General features: G+C 39.2%; 19 protein-coding genes and 1 pseudogene. 11 read left to right on the top strand and 9 right to left on the bottom strand.

What is annotated here, in order from left to right; translation table 11 throughout:
* The first annotated feature begins 340 nt into the window (after positions 1–340).
* Positions 341–1,570 (top strand): FAD-dependent oxidoreductase, encoded by a 1,230-nt coding sequence (locus tag D5F11_RS22060; RefSeq protein ID WP_120119559.1) that lies wholly within the window; start codon positions 341–343, stop codon positions 1,568–1,570.
* A 30-nt stretch (positions 1,571–1,600) separates the two neighbouring features.
* Complete coding sequence (locus tag D5F11_RS22065; protein ID WP_120119558.1) at positions 1,601–2,152, top strand: hypothetical protein; 552 nt, start codon at positions 1,601–1,603, stop codon at positions 2,150–2,152.
* A gap of 186 nt (positions 2,153–2,338) precedes the next feature.
* Here the strand turns inward: D5F11_RS22065 and D5F11_RS22070 are convergent, their stop codons facing one another.
* From D5F11_RS22070 to D5F11_RS22110, 9 genes and pseudogenes are all read right to left on the bottom strand, one after another.
* Positions 2,339–3,100: an IclR family transcriptional regulator gene (locus D5F11_RS22070; RefSeq protein ID WP_120119556.1), complete on the bottom strand. Its 762-nt coding sequence runs from the start codon at positions 3,098–3,100 to the stop codon at positions 2,339–2,341.
* Positions 3,097–3,873: an IclR family transcriptional regulator gene (locus D5F11_RS22075; RefSeq protein ID WP_120119555.1), complete on the bottom strand. Its 777-nt coding sequence runs from the start codon at positions 3,871–3,873 to the stop codon at positions 3,097–3,099. Before D5F11_RS22075 ends, D5F11_RS22070 begins: the two co-directional genes overlap by 4 nt.
* 368 nt (positions 3,874–4,241) lie before the next feature.
* On the bottom strand, positions 4,242–5,417 hold the full coding sequence (dltD, locus tag D5F11_RS22080) for a D-alanyl-lipoteichoic acid biosynthesis protein DltD (RefSeq protein WP_120119554.1): 1,176 nt from the start codon (positions 5,415–5,417) through the stop codon (positions 4,242–4,244).
* On the bottom strand, positions 5,414–5,647 hold the full coding sequence (gene dltC / locus D5F11_RS22085; RefSeq protein ID WP_120119553.1) for a D-alanine--poly(phosphoribitol) ligase subunit 2: 234 nt from the start codon (positions 5,645–5,647) through the stop codon (positions 5,414–5,416). Before dltC ends, dltD begins: the two co-directional genes overlap by 4 nt.
* A 37-nt stretch (positions 5,648–5,684) precedes the next feature.
* On the bottom strand, positions 5,685–6,848 hold the full coding sequence (gene dltB, locus D5F11_RS22090; protein WP_120119552.1) for a D-alanyl-lipoteichoic acid biosynthesis protein DltB: 1,164 nt from the start codon (positions 6,846–6,848) through the stop codon (positions 5,685–5,687).
* Positions 6,845–8,317, bottom strand: a complete 1,473-nt coding sequence (dltA, locus tag D5F11_RS22095) for a D-alanine--poly(phosphoribitol) ligase subunit DltA (RefSeq protein WP_120119551.1) — start codon at positions 8,315–8,317, stop codon at positions 6,845–6,847. Before dltA ends, dltB begins: the two co-directional genes overlap by 4 nt.
* Positions 8,318–8,335: 18 nt before the next feature.
* On the bottom strand, positions 8,336–8,473 hold the full coding sequence (locus D5F11_RS22100; RefSeq protein ID WP_120119550.1) for a teichoic acid D-Ala incorporation-associated protein DltX: 138 nt from the start codon (positions 8,471–8,473) through the stop codon (positions 8,336–8,338).
* Between the two features lie 156 nt (positions 8,474–8,629).
* Complete coding sequence (locus D5F11_RS22105; protein WP_245998299.1) at positions 8,630–8,971, bottom strand: efflux RND transporter permease subunit; 342 nt, start codon at positions 8,969–8,971, stop codon at positions 8,630–8,632.
* Between the two features lie 345 nt (positions 8,972–9,316).
* Positions 9,317–9,592: pseudogene (locus D5F11_RS22110) on the bottom strand (ECF transporter S component); the annotation flags it as partial.
* Positions 9,593–10,151: 559 nt separating this feature from the next.
* Here D5F11_RS22110 and D5F11_RS22115 point away from each other — a divergent pair.
* The 9 genes from D5F11_RS22115 (at position 10,152) to D5F11_RS22150 (ending at position 22,516) form a co-directional block, all read left to right on the top strand.
* Positions 10,152–11,366: a serine hydrolase domain-containing protein gene (locus D5F11_RS22115; protein WP_120118542.1), complete on the top strand. Its 1,215-nt coding sequence runs from the start codon at positions 10,152–10,154 to the stop codon at positions 11,364–11,366.
* Positions 11,367–11,985: 619 nt separating this feature from the next.
* Positions 11,986–14,166, top strand: coding sequence for a helix-turn-helix domain-containing protein (locus D5F11_RS22120; protein WP_120118541.1), 2,181 nt, complete (start codon positions 11,986–11,988; stop codon positions 14,164–14,166).
* Between the two features lie 124 nt (positions 14,167–14,290).
* Positions 14,291–15,148 (top strand): 3-hydroxyacyl-CoA dehydrogenase family protein, encoded by an 858-nt coding sequence (locus tag D5F11_RS22125; RefSeq protein ID WP_120118540.1) that lies wholly within the window; start codon positions 14,291–14,293, stop codon positions 15,146–15,148.
* 201 nt (positions 15,149–15,349) lie between these two features.
* Positions 15,350–16,129, top strand: a complete 780-nt coding sequence (locus tag D5F11_RS22130; RefSeq protein ID WP_120118539.1) for an enoyl-CoA hydratase/isomerase family protein — start codon at positions 15,350–15,352, stop codon at positions 16,127–16,129.
* 270 nt (positions 16,130–16,399) lie between these two features.
* The gene (locus tag D5F11_RS22135; protein ID WP_120118538.1) at positions 16,400–18,103 is read left to right on the top strand and encodes an acyl-CoA dehydrogenase family protein; all 1,704 of its coding nucleotides are present in this window, start codon (positions 16,400–16,402) and stop codon (positions 18,101–18,103) included.
* 49 nt (positions 18,104–18,152) lie between these two features.
* Complete coding sequence (locus D5F11_RS26935) at positions 18,153–18,296, top strand: hypothetical protein (protein WP_185830856.1); 144 nt, start codon at positions 18,153–18,155, stop codon at positions 18,294–18,296.
* A gap of 14 nt (positions 18,297–18,310) precedes the next feature.
* The gene (locus D5F11_RS22140) at positions 18,311–19,486 is read left to right on the top strand and encodes an acetyl-CoA C-acetyltransferase (RefSeq protein WP_120118537.1); all 1,176 of its coding nucleotides are present in this window, start codon (positions 18,311–18,313) and stop codon (positions 19,484–19,486) included.
* Between the two features lie 131 nt (positions 19,487–19,617).
* On the top strand, positions 19,618–21,174 hold the full coding sequence (locus D5F11_RS22145; RefSeq protein ID WP_120118536.1) for a class I adenylate-forming enzyme family protein: 1,557 nt from the start codon (positions 19,618–19,620) through the stop codon (positions 21,172–21,174).
* Entirely contained in the window at positions 21,161–22,516 is a 1,356-nt protein-coding gene (locus D5F11_RS22150; RefSeq protein ID WP_120118535.1) for an MFS transporter, read from the top strand. Before D5F11_RS22145 ends, D5F11_RS22150 begins: the two co-directional genes overlap by 14 nt.
* Positions 22,517–22,526: the final 10 nt, after the last annotated feature.

Raw genomic sequence — 22,526 nt, forward strand, 5'->3', positions numbered from 1 at the left:
GAGCGGAGCTCGATAAAATCTGGGCGCAAATACGCCAAGGCGCATTTGATGCACTTCATGCGGAATTCTCCTAGTAAGAGATGATCGCTTTTTTTATTTTCCAATCCCTTCATGAATCAGAAGGGGTATAAAGCAGCTAAGTTTATGAATAACTCGGCTGATTGCTTTAATGCCGAGCGCCGATTCATAGGACATGCTCCTTACTCATTTCTTCATTTTGGTATGAATTTGAATATGGAGTTCCACATAGAAGAACAATTGGGTTTTTTCTTTATATACGTCAAATTATAATGAATTTATCAAACGCTTTCATTTTTAAATAAAAGGAGTGCTGCTTATTATGAATACCACAAAAAAACATGATGTAATCGTTGTGGGATCTGGACCAGTTGGATTAACGGCAGGGCTGGCCCTTCAAAAGAAAGGGATTTCCTGCGCCGTGATTGAAGCTAACCCGAAAGATCAGCCAAGACCAGGGAGCCGGGCAATTTATCTTCATAGTGCAACCTTGAAGTTACTTGAGGAGACATCAAAAGGTCTTGGTTTTGAGTTGGCGAGAAATGGAGTCATTTGGCCGATTAAACGAACGCTTTATCGGGGAAAAGAAGTATACGTTCGGAACTATGGGATTACCGATAATCAGGATCTGAATAAATTGCCTCATTTTACTTCACTGCACCAACATGAAATAGAAAAATATCTTTATCAGGCCTGTATCGATGCAGGGGTTGAGTTTGTTTGGGGAGAGCCTGTAGAAAAGGTGGATATTCAAGAAGACGGGGTGACCGTGACGACAACTACTGGAAACAAATGGGAATCAGGCTATGTAATTGGCTGTGATGGGGCCCGTTCTGTGGTGAGAGAGCAAGCCGGTTTAAAGTTAGAAGGACCACGCACGCATGACACTTTCCTTGTTGTCGACTTGGAAGAAGATGAAAACGACCCACTTCCGATTGAGAGGGTATTCCACTATCAACATCCAGCCATGGGTTTTCGCAATGTCATGCATGTTCCGTTCAAAGGCGGTTGGAGAGTAGATTTGCAGTTGTTAAAAGATGACGATGTAGAAGAGTTTACGAGTTTAGAAGGGGTGAAAAATTGGATTCCGAAAGTGATGGATCCGAAATATGCGGAAAGAATTACCTGGGTTTCCAGTTACCGTTTTCACCAAGTGGTGGCTAACTCATTTACTGATGAACATTGTCGTGTACTCTTAGCCGGGGAGGCAGCTCATTTATTTGCTCCATTTGGTGCCCGTGGATTAAATTCCGGAGTTCCCGATGCTGTAATTGCTGTTCGAGGAATTGAGAAAGCACTTAAGTCTGTGAATGAGGAAGCAAGAAAAGAGGCGATATCATCCGCGGCCACCGAAAGGAAAATAGCGGCAAAATGGAATCGAGACGCTTCTACGACAGCTTTGCATCACTTGCAGGGGGATTCTCGGGATATGAATATAAAGCGTGAGCTTGCGGCCTCGCTGGTCTCAATTGTTCCAAGACTGGGCCGGTGGCTTGACGAAGGCCCATATGGACCGAAATTTGGTCCTCCTGAGTTAACAACAAAATACTAAATCTCTTGCTTAGCAAAGGAGGTTGAAGAAATGGCTGTTACGATTAATCAAGATCAGCTTGGACTGAAGGACCAGTCAATCAATGGCCTGGCAGATAGACTCTCAAAGGTCAATTGGTATGAAAATGCAGGTAAGGAAGGTGCCGAGGCAGAACAAACATTTCGAAGCTTTATGCAAAAATTAAACGTAGACAATTATGAGGTTAAATGGGTTTCCAAAGAGGAAGCAGCAGATACAATCTGCAAGCTGAACTTTGAAGGCAGCGAGTTATGGGAAACGCTAAGTGTGCTCCCTGACATGTTAAAAAAGAAAGTGGATAAATTGGATCAGAGCCAACTATTGGAAAAAGCCGTTGATACTCTTCCAGAATATGTATTTCATCTTGCTTTTGAGAAAGCTGTTCAAATATTTCCAGAGGAAAAGGTAGTCAGCTTTTTAGTGGGCCACGCCATGTATGTCGCAGTATTGGCTGCAACATCTGAAAAGGCCGGTGAAACAGAGCTGTTTTCTCCATTGCTAGAACTTCTGGAGTCCGGACATGTCCCGCTTGGTCCAGAAAAAAATACCATCTATTTATTATAAAAAAGCTGTTCTGGATAAAGCGGAAGCTGGATCATCAGGAAGTGAAGTGAAAAGAGAATTTACATCTGACATTGCGAGATTTCTTCACTTGAAACCTATTCTAAAGATGGACGGCTTTAGAATAGGTTTTTATAATTATCTATAATACCGTATCAGTTTCCGTGAACGGTAGTGATGATGATTTTTTTAAGAATAATGCCCAAGATATTCAGATATTTTACCTGCTGCATCTTTAATCTTCTCTATAAAAATTTCTTGTTTTTTGCCTGTCATTCTGCTGGAATGTCCAATCACTGACAGGGAAGATACGACCTTTCCTGTATAGTCCCGAATGGGAGCTGCTATGCTTGTATAGTTTTCATAGTAAGTATTTTCTAAAAGGCAGTAATCGTTTTTTTGGATATCAGCAATTAAAGAGAGCAGATCATTTCGATGGGTTAATGTATATGGCGTATAAGGATATAATTCCGATTGGAGAAGTTGTGTGATCGTGCTTTCATCTTGAAAAGCCAAAATACAAAGGCCTTCGCTAGTACAATGAATGGGATTCTTTCTCCCTATTTGAGTCAGCAGGCGATCAGGATGACGACTTTCAACACGAAATAAATAAACAACCTCCATATTTTCCATTAAGCAAATGTGGGCAGATTCATCTAAAGTTTCTGAAAGCCTTTTAACAATAGGAAGAGCTTCTTTATATAATTCATGATGGCTAAAAATAACTCCGCCAAGGCTTAAAATGGCCAGACCTAAACGATAGTGGTTAGTCCGCGGATTTCTGCTAAGAAACCCTTCCTTCACTAAAGTGGCAACGGTGCGGTGGGTGCTGCTCTTTGGAAGATGGGATAGCTGGACAATGTCTGTAAAACTTAGCTCTTTTTGTTTTTGAGAAAACAAACGAAGAATCCGCAAAGCATTTGTTACGGACGACAGTGTGGAGGCTTTCATTTCATATCCCTTCTTTTTCTAAGTTTAATCATGTCTGTTAGCCTTTCAGATGATTTCTTGAGCAGGGCGATGTACCTTGATTGTATTTCTGGTGAGGAAATCCTCTTGGAAAAAGCTGTAATACTAAGGGAGGCAATGACCTGTCCTGATTCTCCATAAACAGGAACACCGATACCAGTAATGTCATTTCTGTATTGCTGGTCACAAATAGCGAATCCATCTTTCCGTACTCTGTCCAATCTCTTCAAAAAAGCTAAAGGTGATATAATTGTACTTTTCTTGTGTGTTTGTAATTCATTAGAAGCGAGCTTTGCAGCATCGGGATGAAAAGCTAGGATTGCTTGCCCGGCACTTGTACAAAAAGCGGGTTTTCGGCTGCCGTGATGAATGTAGTCAACGGATGAATAAATCCCACCTATCGTTTTCAAATAAACAACCTCTGTCCCTTCCAAAATTGACAAATGGGCATTTTCCCCAATTGTTTCGACAAGCATGTTTAAAATCGGGACTGCCTCATTGGAAATCGGAATTTGTGAATGAACTATATTTGCCAAAGATAGGATGGAAGAGCCAAGACTGTATAGGTTTGAATGAGGATCTTTGTATACAAATCCCTCCGAAGCAAGGGATGATAGAAGGCGATAGCTTGTGCTTTTGGCTGTCCCAAGCTTCCGTGATATTTCGGTTACACTCATCTCTGGTTCATCTATGGAAAAGAGCTTTAAAACATGTAGGGCATTTTCCAGCGAGGTTCTTTTTTGTCCGTGTACCATTTTCTCACCTGTTTAAAAGTTTTTCAGATTTAAAATAATGATTTTTAAAATTATCAATAACATTCAGATGATTATTTGTTTTGATTCCAAAAATGTGAGTAAGGAATCGTTGTTTACGGTAGGTCAGGGGAAAAGAGGGAATTACTTTCCAAACTCTCTTTAGTTATTTGGGTTAAATTTCAAAAGAAGATTACTCTCTTTAACCCCGGCTTTATTCATAGTTCATTTACTTTGTTTTACAACAATAAAAGCTCTGAGCCGGTACAATACCGAACTCAGACCTTAATAGCTGTTTAGGAAAAATATCTGTCTAATTTTATGGGGTCACTTCAACACGGGTGGCTTTGATTTACAGGGAATCAACAGCTTTAGGGCTGTGCCCAATACCGGCCTAGCTCCTGATCGAGATATACCCAGCCTTTCCACGCAATATGAATGGTATCCATAATAAAATAAGGGTCATATTCATGTTCTGTAAAATCAACATAGGCAACATCGGCATCTGTTAATATTTGCTTCATTTTATCGTAGTATTTCTGACGACGATCCTTAGGATAACCGTTATAATCATACCAGTATCCATTAACTGGAATCGAAACGAATAGTGGCTTTGCGCCAGCATCCTTTAAAATATCGATTACTAGTTGAAAATCTTCATATTCAGGAGAATTCGTATAATCTTCGTTCTTTCGCATATCTTTAAACCTTGATATATTAGCATTTACAAGTCGTTTATAAAATTTGTTTTCAATCATTAAATCATTGGATACACGTTTTTTGCCATATTCCTCAGCATTTTGCAATTGTTGCTCAAATGTTTGATTTGTAATTAGCTTATCATTGCTTTTTAACTTATCTGATTCCCGAGGGAAAAGCGAGTAATATAAATCCTTTTTCTCTAAAAGTGCCTTTTGTGCACGGCCTGCTATCATTGCAAGTCGACCCATGACTGGTTTTTCCTTACCATCAGATAATTGATATTGATAAATTATATTTAACAGCTGATCTCGATTTACAGTATCAAATTCAAGAAGTCGTTTCATTGCTCGATGTCGAAGCTCTTCATCAATATCCTTATTGTATGGTAAATCATAGGCGTGTAACATCGAATAGTTAGTTGAAAATTGTAGTTCAGGCATGCCGTTTTTCGTAAACCATTGAGGTGAAATGATGAATATTATTTTTTTATCCTTTAAGTTTTTCTCCTGTGCAGCAAAATTTAAAAAGTGTGTAATCGACTGCATCCCTCCACGTCCTACCATAAATATGGAGTACGGAGTATCCGTAGCTCGTGCATAATTATAGGGATGGAAGGGATCAAATCGATTTAATTCTGAGGAGCCGTATAAAGGCAACGAATTAGACTCCTTTAACATTCGTTCCTGGAAATACATTCCTTGGAACACTAGCGGAGACATGTTGGTTTTTGCCTGCTCAACATTTTTATCTGAAATCCAAGCTTTTATCCAGGAATTTGGGAAGAACAGAAAGGCAGCAAAAAGAACAAAGGCAGTGAATAGTGATAGAAAGCCTTTCTTGATCATTGTCTTTCAGCTATTTTCCCTGCAATACGATTTGGCGTGTTCCATTCCTCACGATTGAAATCAGTAACTGGCACTGAAATGTTAAAGCGATTTTCAATTTCAACTAACAAATTAATTGTGCCGAATGAATCAAGAAGCCCTTCTTCAAATAAATCGATATCTGGATTTTCTAAAATGATGTCGTCCTCGCATATCTCTACTAGCATTTCTAAAATTTGTTGTTTATCCATTTAAAATTCTCCTTTTTTGTCTAGGCAAAGCCAGTGTTTAAAATAATGTTCCTGAAAAAATATAGAAACCAAAGCAAACTGTATTAAAAGTGATGAACACTCCTATTGCATGTGTCCATTTATTTTTCGGCCAAAACTTATGTTTTTTGTTCCAGCGTTCAAATTTATCAAAGCTGATAATTAATAAGGCATGATAAAGACCATAAACGACAAAGTGCCATTCTAATCCGTGCCAAATCCCCATTAAAAAGAATAGTAAAAAGAACCCGATATAGGAAATGGCATATTTGTTTTGAATCCATTTTTTTTTCGTCATCCAAAATACGAAGCGCATATAGACATAATCTCTAAACCAGAATGAGAGGCTCATATGCCAGCGATTCCAAAAGTCTTTAATGTTTCGACTTGAGAATGGACGGTTAAAGTTAATGGGCGTTTGAATCCCCATCATACGGCTGACGCCAACAGCAAAAGCACTATAGCCGGCAAAATCGAAAAATAGATAAAAACTGTACATGTACATATACGCTATTTGCCCTTGAAAAGGTGTCAAATAGTTATAGGTATGATTTGGTAAAAAAATAAGTGCGTAATTATATATCAAATAAGCCAAAATGAACTTATATAAAAAGCCTATAAATATATAATTTATCCCACTTAACAGGAGCTTTTGATAGTCTTGACTAGACGGCACTGAATGCATATCTTTATAAAAACGTCGCCACCGATCGATGGGGCCTGATGATACGGTTGGGAAGAACAGCAAGAAATAGGCAAGCTCAACCGTTGAAATTTTATCTTTCATTAAGCCATCACGTGTTTCCAAAATCATTTGTACCGATTTAAAGGTAATGTAGGATATACCTAGGAATCCAAATAAATGCTGAAGGCCGAGTATTGGAAGAATCTTTACTAGCCCAAGTGGCAAAACTGACAGTAATACAGCGATGACGAATACAAAGCTGCTATTCTGCTGTAACCGATATTTTTGGTAAGCAATGATTAATATTAACTGAAATACTGTAAATAGTATAAGAGAAATTGAACCATTGAGAGAGTTACCGAAAATAAGAGCTAACACGATAATTGAAATAAAGATATTGTAGCCTTTAGCTGATTTTTCACGTAGTCCTAAAATCATGGTAGGCATTAATAAAATACCAATGATGATGAAAAAAATTATATTCCCATAAGGTGTCATACTGTCTCCATAACCGCCAATCCTTTACGATCCACTTTGCCATTCGTATTTAATAGTAAAGTGTCCATGTATTTGAATGTTTTTGGAATCATATAGGATGGTACATAATCCGATAACAACGCTTTAAGCTGCTTCGTCATTTTGAAGGCCGAGTCCGTTAACGGCTCCCGAAGAACTACATATGCACTTAGTGAAACAATCTCATTATCTTTTAAAATAGGTACAACAACACAGCTAGAAACAGGCATCAAATTGCCAATATGCTTTTCTATTTCTTCAATTTCTATGCGATAACCGTGTAGCTTTATCTGGAAATCCTTACGACCAGAAAAGAATAAATAACCATCTTTTTCATAACCTATATCTCCAGTTTTATACATACGATTCCCGGCTATTGTCGGAAAGGCTTTTGCTGTTAATTCAGGTGCCCCGAGATAGCCCGCACTAACAGTTGGTCCCGAGATCATAATCTCTCCATCTTCTAATAAGGATAGATTAGGCTCAAATAGTGGGGCGATTGGTAATTGTTCAAACCGCTCTAAAAGCTCTTTTGTGACTTCAATATAGGATACAGCAACAGTTGTTTCTGTAGGACCGTATAAATTAAAAATAGATGCTTGTGGAAAGCGTTGCATTAAGTCTTTTGCTACGGATATTGGTAATACTTCACCGCAGAATAGAAAGGTATTTAAATCCGGCATTAGCTCTTGATTCCATTCTTTATTCATTAAGCACATTTTGGCGAAGGAAGGAGTGGAAGTCCAAACGCGAGTATTAGATGAAGCTAAGGAATCAAAAAGTGATTTAGGATGAGCAATCTGCCCCTGTGTGATAGCGTAAAGCGTATGTCCACCAACGAGTGCAGGATATAAATCCATTACAGATAAATCAAAGGAATAAGGTGCTTGATTTAAAAATACACCGGGTTCTTGTAAAGGGAAGTGGTCTTGCATCCAAGCGACAAAGTGTGCCAAATTATTGGCCGTAATTTGTACACCCTTTGGTTTACCAGTTGAACCGGATGTGTAAATAATATAATGGATTTCCTCGTCCTGGACCCATGCTGTTGGCTGTGATGGGATGCTACACGGTTGAGTTATTACATCACTTACCGCTGCAACAGGAACAGATATAATCGTACTTAATGGTTCTGTTGTCAGTAGTAAGCCAGCTTCAGATGCTTCTATAATGACCTGCAGTCTCTCAGACGGTGTAGATGAATCAACAGGTATATATGGATGGCCAGCCTTTACAGCACCTAAAAAGGCAACGATTTGTAGAGGGGACATATGACCGTAAACGACAATCGGTTGCTGTCTCTGCAAGCCAAGCTTCATAATAGAATGTGCCACGCAATCAGATGAATGCCAAAGCTCACCATATGTTAAAGTAGCATTATTCGTTTGATAAGCAATTTTCTGTGGTTGCTGGAGAGCCACATGTTCAATCGCTGCTAATATACTTAACATTGTAAAACTCTCCTTTATTTAAAATTCCGTATATATAAATGATCCAGCGTTCATATCGTGGAAGCCATGAATAAGAAACAACAGCACTAAAATGATGAAATAAAATAATGTGAAGCCTATAAAACGGAAAAGCGTATTATTTCTGATCGATTGCATTTGCCCACCTCCAAACAAAAATACAAAATACTGTAGCTCTGTAAATATACTAAAGAAATAGATATTTTTTCAAGTTGTTTTATGGTCCTTATGATCAATTTTTAGATACTTTTAACGGATGATGAAGAAAAATGTCGTCGAATTTTTGTACATTCATTAAATGAAGATTTTGGAAAAATGAAATGAGGATAAAATATCAACCGAAGGATCTAGTGTAGTATCTATGGATGAATACCCATCTGCGGACGTGGAAAATACATGTTTTTTACCTTTAACTGATCCAATCGCTTTCTCTATAGGCTTTGTAACTTGTTCAGCCATGGTACCTGCATCTGTCCCCTGCCCCATGACAATGACGTTTACCGCAGGGTTATTAGCGGAAGGCATAAACTCCTTTGGCAATGTAAAGTAACTGAGTGCTCCAAGCCCCAAAACCAAGACAGTCATCAAAATGACAGCTGCCTTATTTTTTAAGGCCCAAGTTGTAAATCTAATCATTCATTTCTCCCATTACTCTCACAACATCCAGTATAATTTATTTTCTGATTTATCATATAGACTTAAGTTGTAATTTTTCTTACTCCTTTGTATTTAGTTNGGCCCAAGTTGTAAATCTAATCATTCATTTCTCCCATTACTCTCACAACATCCAGTATAATTTATTTTCTGATTTATCATATAGACTTAAGTTGTAATTTTTCTTACTCCTTTGTATTTAGTTAGAGGAGAAAGCCGCACACCTTTAGGCGATCAACACAAACTAAATTTTGACCTCATCATATTATGTGGAACGTCCCCTTGCCTCAAACGGTGGCAGCAATTCGTATCTTCTTGAAGTAATGATGAAGGTAATACGAACATAGTTCCTGCCAGGAAGTTAGAAAAGTTTCCAATTGGAATACCGGCTTCGCTGCCGATCATTAAATAATCAAGAATATTTTTAATCAATTCAACTATTATTGCTGCAAGTGGACCAAACATCAACGCAGCGATCAATGCAGGAATATCGCTGAAATCCACCGTAAGATATGCCGGAAACGGCGGGATCGGGAACTTAATGAGCATCAGTACAAAAGACAAGCTACTCAGTATCCCGATTGCTACAAATGATCTCGTATTAAAAGATTAGTGTAAATCGTCGTTTTCTATAACGTAAAAATCTATACTTTCCTCCTGTTTCTGTTCCGTTACAGTAAGTTTAGTAAGTGAAAGTAAAATCAAAGTAAACGCAATGAAAAATAACGGTAATTTTTTTAAATCAGAAGCAGCTATGATGAGGGATAAACAAAATAAAATTGCAAAAACATAGATAATGAGATGGTATTGTAAAATTATAGGACTACTGCTTCGCATACATATTTGAGCAAAAAGAAAAGTGCCATCATAAATGAATCGCATCATCTTATGATGACATCCTTTAGCATTTATAACTTTTTCCTAAACGTAAAATTCAGTGTCATTATAGACATTGATCGTGTCAACAGCATGAGTCTTTGGAGTATTTGTTGATGCTTGCTCATAAATCAAAGTATTTTTATCCACTGGAATAGTACTGTAACATCAGACTTTTGAGCGATCATTTCCAGATTTTCTTTATCTGTTTATATCATTCTTTGTTGTGAAGATAACTTTCAATTATTAACTCACGTATTGCTAATAAAGGGGGAATTGTATAAAAATGAAAAAAAAGAATGTAAAAAATAGTTCTCCAATAAATGGCTATGTTAAACCTGGTTTTGAGAAAGTAAAAAATGAATTCGTTAAGAATTTTGACGAACGCGGAGAGCTTGGGGCAGCATGTTCTATTTATTTGAAAGGAGAAAAAGTTGTAGATTTATGGGGCGGGGTTAAAGACCATCAGACAAAAGAACTTTGGGAAGAGGATACAATGGTAACGGTGTTCTCCTCTACAAAAGGGTTTTCGGCATTGGCAGTTGCTATCGCACATTCTAAAGGGTACTTTGATTTCGATGATAAAGTATCAACCTATTGGAAAGAGTTTGGACAAAATGGAAAAGAAAATATTACGATTAGACAATTGTTAAACCATCAAGCAGGATTAAGTACCATTAAAGATCTTCCCATATATAAAATTAGTGATTTTGATACGAGTAATATAATAGGAGAACTTGAAAAAAAGAAGCCCGTATGGGAACCAGGTTCAAGACATGGCTACCATTGTTGGACGATTGGCTGGTTTATAAGCGAGTTAATCAAAAGAACAGATCCCCACAATCGTTCGTTAAGCGACTTTTTTCGAGAAGAGGTTGCAGAACCACTAGAAGCAGAATTTTATATTGGTTTACCTGAATATATAGATGACACTAGAGTATCAACTATTAAAGGTGTCAGTTCTGTGCTGGATTTGTTTAAAAGTTTTAGTACTTTTCCTATAAGTCTATTGTTTGCTTTTATGAATCCTAAATCACTAACAAGTAAAAGTATGGTTGATTCAAAAAATCTATTAGCACATTCCAACTTCAATACGAGAGAAATGCGTCAAATTGAATTTCCTTCAGGTAACGGTATAGGGTTAGTCCGAGATATGGCTAAGATATATAGTGAATTTGCCAATGGAGGAATCAACTTAAAACTGGAGTCCAATACGTTTGAAGAATTGAAGAAGAATCCCGAACCGACGAAAAATGGCTTTCAAGATGTAGTGCAAACTATTGAGACAGCGTTTCATTTAGGTTTTTTTAAACCACTAGAAACAGGTTCAAATTATGGTTCTCCCCAATGTTTTGGTCATCCAGGAGCTGGAGGATCATTTTGTTTTGCAGACCCTAAAAATAAAGTAGGGTTTGCTTATGCTATGACAAAAGTGGGAATGTATATGTTTGACGATCCAAGAGAAGTAGCGTTACGGAATGCTTTTTATGAGTGCTTGTAAGAGGTGTCTTCTTCAATTAAATGGTCAACTAGTAATATCCGGATACCTTATAAAACTAATTTTGCTAAGGAAACACTCAGTTCTTATTCACAATAGGTGAGAAAGAAAATTGGTTAATGAAGCAGTCTATCAAAACACTTGCTAGTTTTGGAAAGACCGCAATGGTTAAGAAAGTAAGGCATAATGCACTACTAGAAAATCAAAAATTATTCGATAAATTCCTTGATAAGTTATTGAATAAGGGAGTGTAAGCTCAGAGTGCACACAGTTCTTGTTTCACAGTTTAGATTTTTAATTGGTTTAACCTCATTCAGCAGAAGTCTCCCACTTCTGTAAGTGGTGAGATGAATGCCTATTGGAATTCCATTCAGTGGGGGTTCAAACCCCGGCTAAATAAAGTCAAAGCCTCCGGCGGATGCCACAGATTTTTCAGAGGAAATTGATCGAGCTTAAGCTCGATAAAATCTGGGCGCAAATACGCCAAGGCGCATTTGATTGCTTACGCCTAAATTCCTTGTTTTTTTGTTATAATCGGTCAATCTCTCTATCAGTGAATCTTCTTTTTATGTGGTGCACATGTTGTTATGATAATAGAAAGCAGGAGAGGGGAGTTAGAGCCATGGCAGATGCCCAGAGAGAAACGGTTATCAGAAAAGTAGAGCAACATTTACGTAAGATGTCGCGCCAGTTGATTAAAATCGATACAGAGGGACAAGCACTTCAGTATTTGAGTGATTCTTTTCGGAATAAGCTATATTGCGACTTCGTTGGTGTGGTGTTTGTTGAAGAGGACTTGTATGTTCCAAAAACGTGGAGTGGGAATGTCTTTGAAGTGAGAGATTCTTTTCCCATGCCTGTAGATCAATGCTCCAATCAATTGCTTGAACATAGTTTGACTGATAAAGAGGCTTGCACAATGGCCAGTGCTTGTCATCTTTTCTCTTTATTGAAAAAATCAGGTGTGAAAACATGGTTTACAGTACCGATTAAGGACGAGCTGCATACGTTTGGTTTTTGCATGATCGGATTTTTGAGCTATGTTCCTCTTTTGGAAATGAGGAAGCATTTTGATGAATTTGGTCAAGATGTCGCTTTAGCTATTACTATGACAAGAAATCGAAAAATGCAGTTGAAAGAGATAGAAGGCATTGAATGGATTACAAAAAACTTATCCATCGATTCGCCGTTCGAGGAAAAAATCGCAGAGATCACAACGCGTGCTGGTAAAGGTACGGATGCCGAATTTGCTTGTATCTACCTTTATAATGATCTGGATAATTGTTTTATTTTCCAGCCTCCAGCATATGGACAAATGAAAAATATACAACAAATGAAAGTCCAACATAACTATTTTTTAAAAGAACATTTCCCGTTCTTGGAAAAAACAGGTGGAATGCAGTTAACAATCCCGATATCCATGGATCTAAAAACAATCGGAGTCCTTCATGTTGAAAAGAAAAGGTCCGGGGTATTCAGTGAAGAAGATTTGCATGTACTTCGGCTGATCAGTAATCATATAGCCACCATTTTGGAAAATGCACGGCTCTACAATAAGGAAAAGGAAAATCGTAACCGTTTGCATTTTTTACTTGAATACCAACAAGCATTAGTAAAAGAAACAGTAAAGCATGAAGGATTTGACGGGATTACGTCAATGCTTGGTGAATTGTTTAATGAACCAATCGTCCTATTTGACCGTTTTATGCATCCTTTATCGTTTTCAATCAAGGAAAGCAAGGAAAGCCTCATTCCCCAATTGCGTGCTGAAGCTGAAAAGATGAAAAGAAAGAAAAAACCATATATCGTCCTTAAAGAATATGGACAAGCATATTCCATTTGGCCAATTAGCGGAGGCGATGATGTACTGGGTTATTTAGCTGTACGCATGTCAGGAAATGAATTGGATGATTATGACCAAATCATGATAGAAATGGCCCGGAATATTTGTTCTATTCAATTTATTAAACAAAAATTGGTGCTGGATGCAACAGAACAAGCTAAAGAAAACTTTATTAGTAAGCTGCTAGTTGAAATGGTCGAGAATAAAGAGAGTATTCTCCAGTACGCCAATTTATTTATGTGGGATTTATTCAGACCACATAGGGTAGCGTTGTTATCTATTACATTGAAAGATGATGAGGTTGAAGGGTGTAATCTGTTGGAGCAACAAGCGAAAAAATCAGTAGTATGGGATTATATCAGGGTATTAGTGGTAGAAAAAAATAAAGAAATTTTAGCTGCTACGTTTAAAGATCAGTATGTCCTCATTGTACCAGCTAATAAAGGGATGCAGGATTTCTGGACTAGATTTTACACAAGTATAAAAAAAGCGGTCAAAAGGAGCGGAATCAACTGTCATGTATTCATCGGAATTGGGGGAAAGGCAGACAATATTCAAGAGTATTATGTAAGTAGCGAGCATGCAAGGCAGGCATTGAACATAGTGCAAAGCCGATTTAGAGATAAGGGATATGCTTTTTTTGAAGAACTGGGCTCTTACACGATTTTGCATCACCTTGAACACACGAAGGCCATTCATTTGTTTATGGAGAATCAGCTGGGGCCGCTAGAGAAATATTCCGAAGGAAAGAGTATGGATCTTATTCACACCCTTAGAGTGTATTTGGTCAATAATGGAAATGCGAAAGCGACAGCTCAAGAATTATATATTCATAGAAGTTCTTTATTATATCGGTTGGAAAAAATTGAATCTATATTAGAAGTTGATTTAAATGATCCAGAAGTAAGGTTTAACTTAATGATGGCATTTAAATTATATGATATGCGGGGACAGCTGTGAACGAGCTGTCTTTTTTAAATAGTTTTGACGGTAAAATCGATTTCTTTTCCTACACTATGTAGGTACAACCTGGCGATTCCTCCTCTTATAATATAATTAAAGGATTTATAGAGGAGATGTGGATATGAGTATTCAAACAATTGGAGTGGTAGGGGCTGGCTCTATGGGAGCGGGGATTGCGAACCTGGCAGCTATGAATGGTTTTGACGTAATTTTGCGAGATATTGAAGATCGTTTCTTGGATGGAGCTTTATCTCGCATTGACAGATTTATGTCAAAAAGTGTGGAGCGAGGAAAATTAACGGAAGAACAAAAGCAAGCGGCACTTTCCCATATTAAAACGACGAAAAATCTGGAAGATTTCAAGGAAGCTGATGTCGTTATTGAGGCTGTTATTGAAGATATGGAATTGAAAAAAGAAGTTTTCTCACAACTGGATGAAATTGTGAGAGAAGATGTTATTTTGGCAACAAATACTTCATCGATGTCAATCACTGAAATTGCTTCCGCAACAAAACGTCCGGAACGAGTGGCAGGTATGCACTTTTTCAACCCGGCACAGCTTATGAAACTGGTGGAAGTGGTCCGGGGATATGGAACAAGCGATGAAACGGTCGAGGAATTGAAAGCGTTGTCTAGTCGTTTAAATAAGGAAGTAGTAGAGGTTAAAAAGGACTCACCTGGATTTATCGTTAACCGGATTATGATTCCGCAGTTTATAGAAGCGATTCGTCTGTTGGAAGAAGATGTGGCTACTGCTGAGGACATTGATAAGGCTGTGAAATTCGGGCTGAACTATCCGATGGGACCGTTTGAGCTTCAGGATTATGCAGGAGTGGATATCGGCTTCTATGTAATGGAATATTTCGAGAAGGAATTCAATGATGCCCGATTTGCACCGCCACTTTTAATGAAACAAATGATGAGGGCAGGAAGACATGGTAAGAAAACAGGAGCAGGGTTCTATAACTACGATAAATAATTTCATTCAGCAAAAGTCTCCGACTTCTGTAAGTGGAGAGATGAATGTATATTGATATTCCATTCAGTGGGGGTTCAAACCCCGGTTGAATAAAGTGAAAGCCTCTGGCGGATGCCTCAGACTTTTAGAGGATTTAACGAGCAAAGCTCGATAAAATCTGGGCGCAAATATGCCAAGGCGCATTTGATTGGAGGAAAAACGATGAATGATGAATTTCTAATCAGTGAGATAGAAGACAATACAGCTATTATTACGATTAACCGGCCGCCGGTAAATCCGCTCAACTCACAGGTATTCAAAGAGCTTTCTGATGTATTTCGGGAACTTGATGAAGATGATCGAGTAAAGGCAATCATTTTGACAGGAAGCGGCGAAAAAGCATTCGTTGCAGGAGCAGATATTAATGAAATGGCCGGATTGGACCTTGTAGGTATTAATAAAATGAACAAGGTGTCCAGAAGTGTTTATACACAAATTGAGAACTCTACCAAGCCTGTTATTGCTGCAATCAACGGTTTGGCTCTTGGCGGCGGTTTTGAGCTGGCTTTGGCCTGTGACTTACGTATTTGCTCAGAAAAAGCAAAATTCGCTTTTCCAGAAGTCGGATTGGGGATCATTCCTGGAGGAGGTGGAACTCAACGACTTCAAAAAATAGTAGGCCAGGGAATAGCGAAAGAGCTTCTATATTTTGGAGAGATGTTTGATGCTTTTCGTGCCCAGGAATTGCACATTGTAAACAAAGTTGTACCTGTTAATGAGGTATTATCCGCTGCGAAGGAATGGGCTGCCAAGCTTACACAGAAGCCTCCGATCGCATTGCAAATGATGAAGGTTGCTGTGAATGCAGGAAGCAACACGGATATCGAAACAGGATTAACAATCGAAAGCTCTTGTTTCGGCAATGCTTTTTCAACAGAAGACCGTAAAGAAGGGCTGACGGCATTTGTAGAAAAAAGAAAGCCTATGTATTCAGGAAGATAGACCATGTAAAAAAAGAAGTATCGAGATGTGCAGGAGGTCGAAGTCATCAGGGATACTTCTTTTTTAACAGAGTAAGAAAGCATAAAATCAGATGAAATATTTAGTTCGGATTAAGATTTTATATGTCTAGCTACAGGCGCCTTCGGCTCGAGGTCACAAGTCAAATTGCTGTGGTGACTGAGGAACTGCCTCCTCGCAATTCGCCTTGTACTTGTCGCCTAAGGCTGCGCGCCTTTCGCTTTTCTTAATAGATTTTGAGGAGTTGAGAGAATGGCAACCAAAAATGCAGAGATGAAGAATTTTTTAAATAAAACGATCCATTCTGATGACATTTTTACCCCGGAAGATTTTTCAGATGAACATAAAATGATTGCGGATATGACAGAGAAGTTCGTGATCAACGAGGTCATGCCGGCCCTTTCAAAAATAGAAAACCAGGAATTTGATGAAACAATTCGTTTGATCAAAGAAGCGGGGGCGCTTGGTTTAATTGGTGCTGATATCCCTGAAGAAGATGGTGGATTAGACCTGGGAAAAGTCAGCGGGGCAATTATTGGAGAAAAAATGGCATTAGGACGTTCCTTTTCAATTACGTTTGGAGGACAAACCGGGATTGGTGCGTTGCCGATTGCTTATTTTGGAAGCCAAGCTCAAAAAGAAAAATATTTGCCCGACTTGCTTTCAGGAAATAAAATTGCTGCTTATGCACTGACAGAACCGTCAGCAGGTACAGATGCATTAGGCTTAAAAACAAGGGCTATCCTAGCGGATGATGGAAAGCATTACATATTAAATGGAGAGAAGCAATGGATTACCAATTCGGCTTTCGCCGACGTGTTTATTGTCTATGCGAAAGTAGACAGCAAACAAATAACTGCTTTTATTGTGGAAAAAAACTCTGAAGGACTGTCAACGAGCCCCGAGGAGAACAAAATGGGTTTAAAAGGGTCCTCTACACGTTCGCTCATTTTAGATCAGGTAAAAGTACCGGTTGAAAATGTCATTGGTGAAATTGGCAGAGGGCATATTATTGCATTTAACGTATTAAATATTGGCCGTTATAAAATTTCCGCTTCAGCGCTTGGTTCGTCGAAAAGATCATTGGAGCTCGCGGTTAAATATGCAAATGAACGAAAGCAATTCGGACGGCCAATCTCAAGTTTTAATTTAATCAAACAAAAGCTGGCTGGTATGACCATCAAAACGTACGCCAATGAAAGTGCTGTATACAGAACAGCAGGGGCGATGCAAGATGGATTCGAGGAAATGAAAGATTCAGGTAAGGAATATGGAAAAACGATTGCCCGCTTTGCCGTTGAATGCTCCATTAATAAGGTGATGTCTACAGAAGCACTAGACTTTGTAGTTGATGAAGCCGTTCAAATTCATGGCGGATATGGCTATATGGCTGAATATGAAGTAGAGGCCATCTATCGCGATTCTCGGATAAACCGGATATTTGAAGGGACAAATGAAATCAATCGAATGATTATTGCATCCACAATATTAAAAAATGGAAAACAGCCACTGAAAAATAAACAAGTAAATGATGGCCCTTTGCAACGGGAAAAACAAACAATCCAGCTTATGAAAGAATACTTGGATTCAACTATTCAGGCTATTCACCAGGCAGGATTTGACGATCTGAATGAGGAGCAGGAAGCAGCCGCTTTTTTGGCTGATCTTGCTATTGCTATTTACGCGAGCGAAAGTGCTGTCCTTCGTGCAGATAAGCTGCTTACGAAATATAGTGATGATCGCAACGCGCAAATACTAGATTGCACAAAAGTATATGTTCATGAAACAGCTCAATGGTGTGCAATAAAAGGCTTGAATATTCTTAATCACTTAAACGATAATGAACAGTTTTCCCAGACCATTGGACGCCTGATCAGCAGCAGTCCGGATAATATGGTCGCAATCAAGCGTCGTATTGCAGATCGAATCATTACAGCGGAACGATACATGGTTTAAGTTCATTCAGCTGGAGTCTCCCACTTCTGTAAGTGGCGATGAATGCTTATTGGTATTCCATTCAGTGGGGGGCAAATCCCGACTGAATAAAGTGAAAGCCTCCGGTGGATGTTACAGAGTTTCAAAGGAAAATTATCGAGCGGAGCTCGATAAAAAATGGGCGCAAATACGCCAAGCGCATTTATTCATGTGAAAGAGGTGTTAAGTATGAGTCATATTGTCTTAGTAGAGGGAGCCCGTACACCTTTTGCAAAAATTTCGGGGTCTTTTCGAGATATTACAGCAACAAAATTGGGAGTGATGGCTTCAAAAGCGGCGATTAAAAAATCAGGAATTTCGCCTGAAGATATTGACCATGTCGTATTCGGCAATGTTCAGCAGTCAAGCAAGGATGCCCATATGCTTGCTAGACATGTCGGGCTGCAATCAGGTACTCGGCTTGAAGTCCCGGCTGTTACGATCAACCGTGTTTGCGGTACAGGCATTGAAACAATCCTAGCTGGAGCCAGATATATTTTAACAGGAGAGGCTAATGTTGTATTAGCTGGAGGAACAGAAAATATGAGTCAGGTGCCTCATGTAATCCGCGGAATGAGATGGGGGAGCCCGCTTGGTGCACCATTAGTGGAAGACTGGGTATTCGATGGTCTGTTAGATACAAATTGCGGATACTCCATGGCGGAAACAGCGGAAAATGTTGCAGAAAAATATCGGATTTCCCGCAAAGAAATTGATACACATGCATTGACAAGTCATATGCGAGCCATCGCTGCAAGGGATAAAGGCTATTTTGATGAAGAGATTGTTCCTGTCACTGTAAAAGGTAGAAAAGGCGATGAGGTTGTGGATCAAGATCAGCACATCCGTAATACGAGCATGGAACAATTAAGTAAGCTAGAAGCCCGCTTTGTCAAAAATGGAGTTGTGACTCCGGGGAATGCGAGCGGGATGGTGGATGGAGCCGCGGCAGTTATCATTACTTCAAGTGATTATGCAGAAAAGAACGGTTTACAGCCAATCGCGCGCCTCGTATCTTGGGATGTTGTCGGAGTAGAACCTAAATATATGGGGATTGGACCAGTACCAGCTATTCAAGGTGCTTTAAAGAAAGCGGACTTCCAGCTTAAAGATTTGGATTTAATTGAAATCAATGAAGCTTTTTCTGCTCAGTATTTAGCTTGTCAAAAGGAATTGGGATTTGACCCTGAGATAGGAAATGTAAACGGTGGTGCAGTTGCTTTAGGTCATCCGCTGGCGGCAAGCGGTACAAGGATTTCTCACTCACTTGTGAAAGAATTAAAAAGACGCAACAATAAGTACGGGGCATCTGCTGTTTGTATTGGCGGGGGACAAGGAATCGCGGCCATTTGGGAAGCTTTATAATTTAGTAGATTTTTGCATTCAAATTAAAGTTATCAGTCTAATAATGATAACAGTTTTACAGGTATAAAAAGGAATGAAAATGCCATGATTCACTTTTGATAATGAGAGCGTTAACAAAAAGGGTGAAGAAGATGAATAAGCTGCAAAGTACACTGAATGTCAGTAACACATTAAAATTGACTGCTAAACGATTTTTTGACAAAGAGGCAATCGTGGACGGAGCTAAAAGGATTACCTATGGTGCACTTGATCAGGATGTAACTAGTCTAGCGAGAGGTTTGGTCAGCTTAGGTGTAAAGAGCGGTGATCGTGTAGGGGTAGCATTAAAAAATTCCACCGAATTTATAACAGCGTTTTTTGCGATTGCCCGGGCGGGCGCTGTGCTTATTCCCCTTAATCCTTTCTTCAGTAAGGAAGAATGTTCCTACATTGTTCAACAAACTGGAGCCAAAGTGTTGTTCTGTGGTGAAAAAGGCTATTTTGTTGAGCTTCAGAAAGAAATAACAACATTGAATGAAATAATATCTGTCGGGTTTCAAGAGGAAGGGCTTGTTCAATATGATGAACTGTTAGCCAGACAGAATTTGGAAGCAGCCTTCCAAGTGGAACCTAAAGAAGACTTATTTGCGATTTTATTTACATCTGGAACAACCGGCCGTCCTAAAGGGGCAATGCTGACGCATGAAAATGTATTATTCAGCACCATGTCAGCTGCCAAAGTGATGGAGTGTACAGAAGAAGATATTTTTTTAATTCCTAACCCGCTTTTTCATATTTTTGGTATAACGTTTATTCTTCGCTCCACTTTTTGCGGGGGAAAACTTGTGATGATGGAGAAATATTCAGTGACCAAAGCTTTGGAGTTAATCGAAGCAGAGAAAGTGACTGTGCATCCTGGTGTTCCGACTATGTTTATTTTGGAGTTGAATTCCCCGGATTTTAAGAAATATGATTTAAGCTCTTTGCGCACAGGGGAAATGGCCGCTGCCCCTTGTCCAGTGGAGGTGGTGGAGAGAATCCGGAAAGAAATGAATTGTAATGTTCTCGTTGCATATGGCATGACAGAAACATCTGCAACTCTCACCATTACGTCATTTGAAGATACCGATCAATTGCGTGCCGAAACGGTTGGACGTGCAATACCGGGTGTGGAATTAAAAATAGTTGATGAAAACAGAGCTGAATGTCCGGTGGGAAAGGTTGGAGAACTTGCATGTCGAGGGCCGGGAGTGACAAAGGGATATGATAATATGCCGGAAGAAACAGCGACGGCTATTGATCATGAAGGCTGGTTTTATTCCGGAGATTTGGCTGCAATGGATGAGAAGGGGTACGTTCGGATTGTGGGTAGAAAAAAAGAAATGATTATTAAGGGCGGGTTTAATATTTACCCACGTGAAATAGAAGAAAGTCTCCACAAGCATCCAGATATTGTGGATGCGGCAGTCATTGGCCTGCCCGATGACATTTATGGTGAAGTGACGTGCGCTTGCGTTGTAGCGAAAGAGGGCGTGGATCTTGAGCAGGAGTCGCTCCAGGAATATATACAAGAAAGATTTGTGAAATATAAAGTTCCTGATAAGTTTATCATCATGGACAATTTGCCAGTCACAGCTTCAGGAAAAATAAGTAAATTAAAATTGACTGAAGAATTAAAAAAGAGGTTAAATTCACATGAACACAATTGATGCTAATCAACTTTATGATAAAAGTAAGTTTAATCGCTTTCATTTTAAACTGTTGTTCTGGTGTTTTCTTATTATTTTGTTTGATGGATACGACACAGCTATTTACGGCGCGGTTGTTCCTGTTTTAATGGAGGAATGGGCACTTTCCCCAGTGCAGACGGGAGCCATTGGAAGTTATACAGTGATTGGAACGGTCGTGGGTGCGGTGGGAATGAGTATGGCCGCGGATCGGATAGGTCCGAAAAAAATTGTGATAAGCAGTGTAGTTATTTTCAGTTTTTTCACGTGTTTATCAGGCTTTGCAAACAGTCCGCTCTTATTTGCTGTTTTACGTGTTCTCGCAGGAGTGGGTCTTGGTGGAGTGATGCCGAATATCGTTGCTCTTTCAACAGAATTTGCACCGAAAAAAATTCGGAGCACGATGGTGGCGATGATATTTTGCGGTTATTCCGTCGGGTCAATGATTATTGCACTGTTGAGTAAATTTGTGATTGAGACATATGGTTGGAAGCCTCTTTTTTGGTTGGCTGCAGTCCCACTTTTACTCGTTCCGTTTATGTTAAAGGCATTGCCAGAATCATTGCGTGTATTGGCGAATCAGGGAAGAGACAGAGAAATATTGGCTATTATGAAGAAGGCTGTTCCGAATGAAAAATTCAGCGAAGCGACTAAATTTGCCTGTGCTGGCAGTGGAATGGAGAAAGCATCTATTAGAAAACTGATGAGCGAAAAAAGATCCCTGAGTTCGGTTATGTTTTGGGTCATTTCGTTCAGTTGTTTTCTGTTAATTTATGCGATGAACACCTGGCTGACAAAGCTAATGCTTCAAGCCGGTTACGACCTTAGCTCAAGCCTGCTTTTCTTGGCACTCCTGAATGTAGGAGCTACGATCGGAACGATTGTTATCGGTCCGTTGCTGGATAAATATGGAGCGAAAAAAGTACTTATCCCACTCTTCTTTGCAGGAGCCCTCTCACTCATATTTATTTCTGTAGCCCCGCATATTGTCATCGCGTATATTCTCGTTGGTATTATTGGAGCAGCTTCCATTGGAATTCATAATTTGCTTAATCCAGTTGTTTCTCAATATTATCCGCCGGAGGTTCGCTCAACGGCCCTTGGAATCATGATGGCCTTTGGAAGATTGGGTGGAATTATGTCGCCGACTCTCGTGGGTCTACTGATGTCGCAAAATTTAAGTGTTCAAGCAAACTTTACGGTGATCAGTCTCGCCTGCATAGTTGGAGCCATTGCTATTTTACTTGTTCAAGAGAAATATTCTTATCAATATACGGCTAAGGATGAGCAGAAGATTCCTTTATACAACAAACAATTGGGCTAACAGAAAGAGT

It is taken from the genome of Siminovitchia terrae (assembly GCF_003605405.2).
GTDB classification, from domain to species: domain Bacteria; phylum Bacillota; class Bacilli; order Bacillales; family Bacillaceae_C; genus Siminovitchia; species Siminovitchia terrae.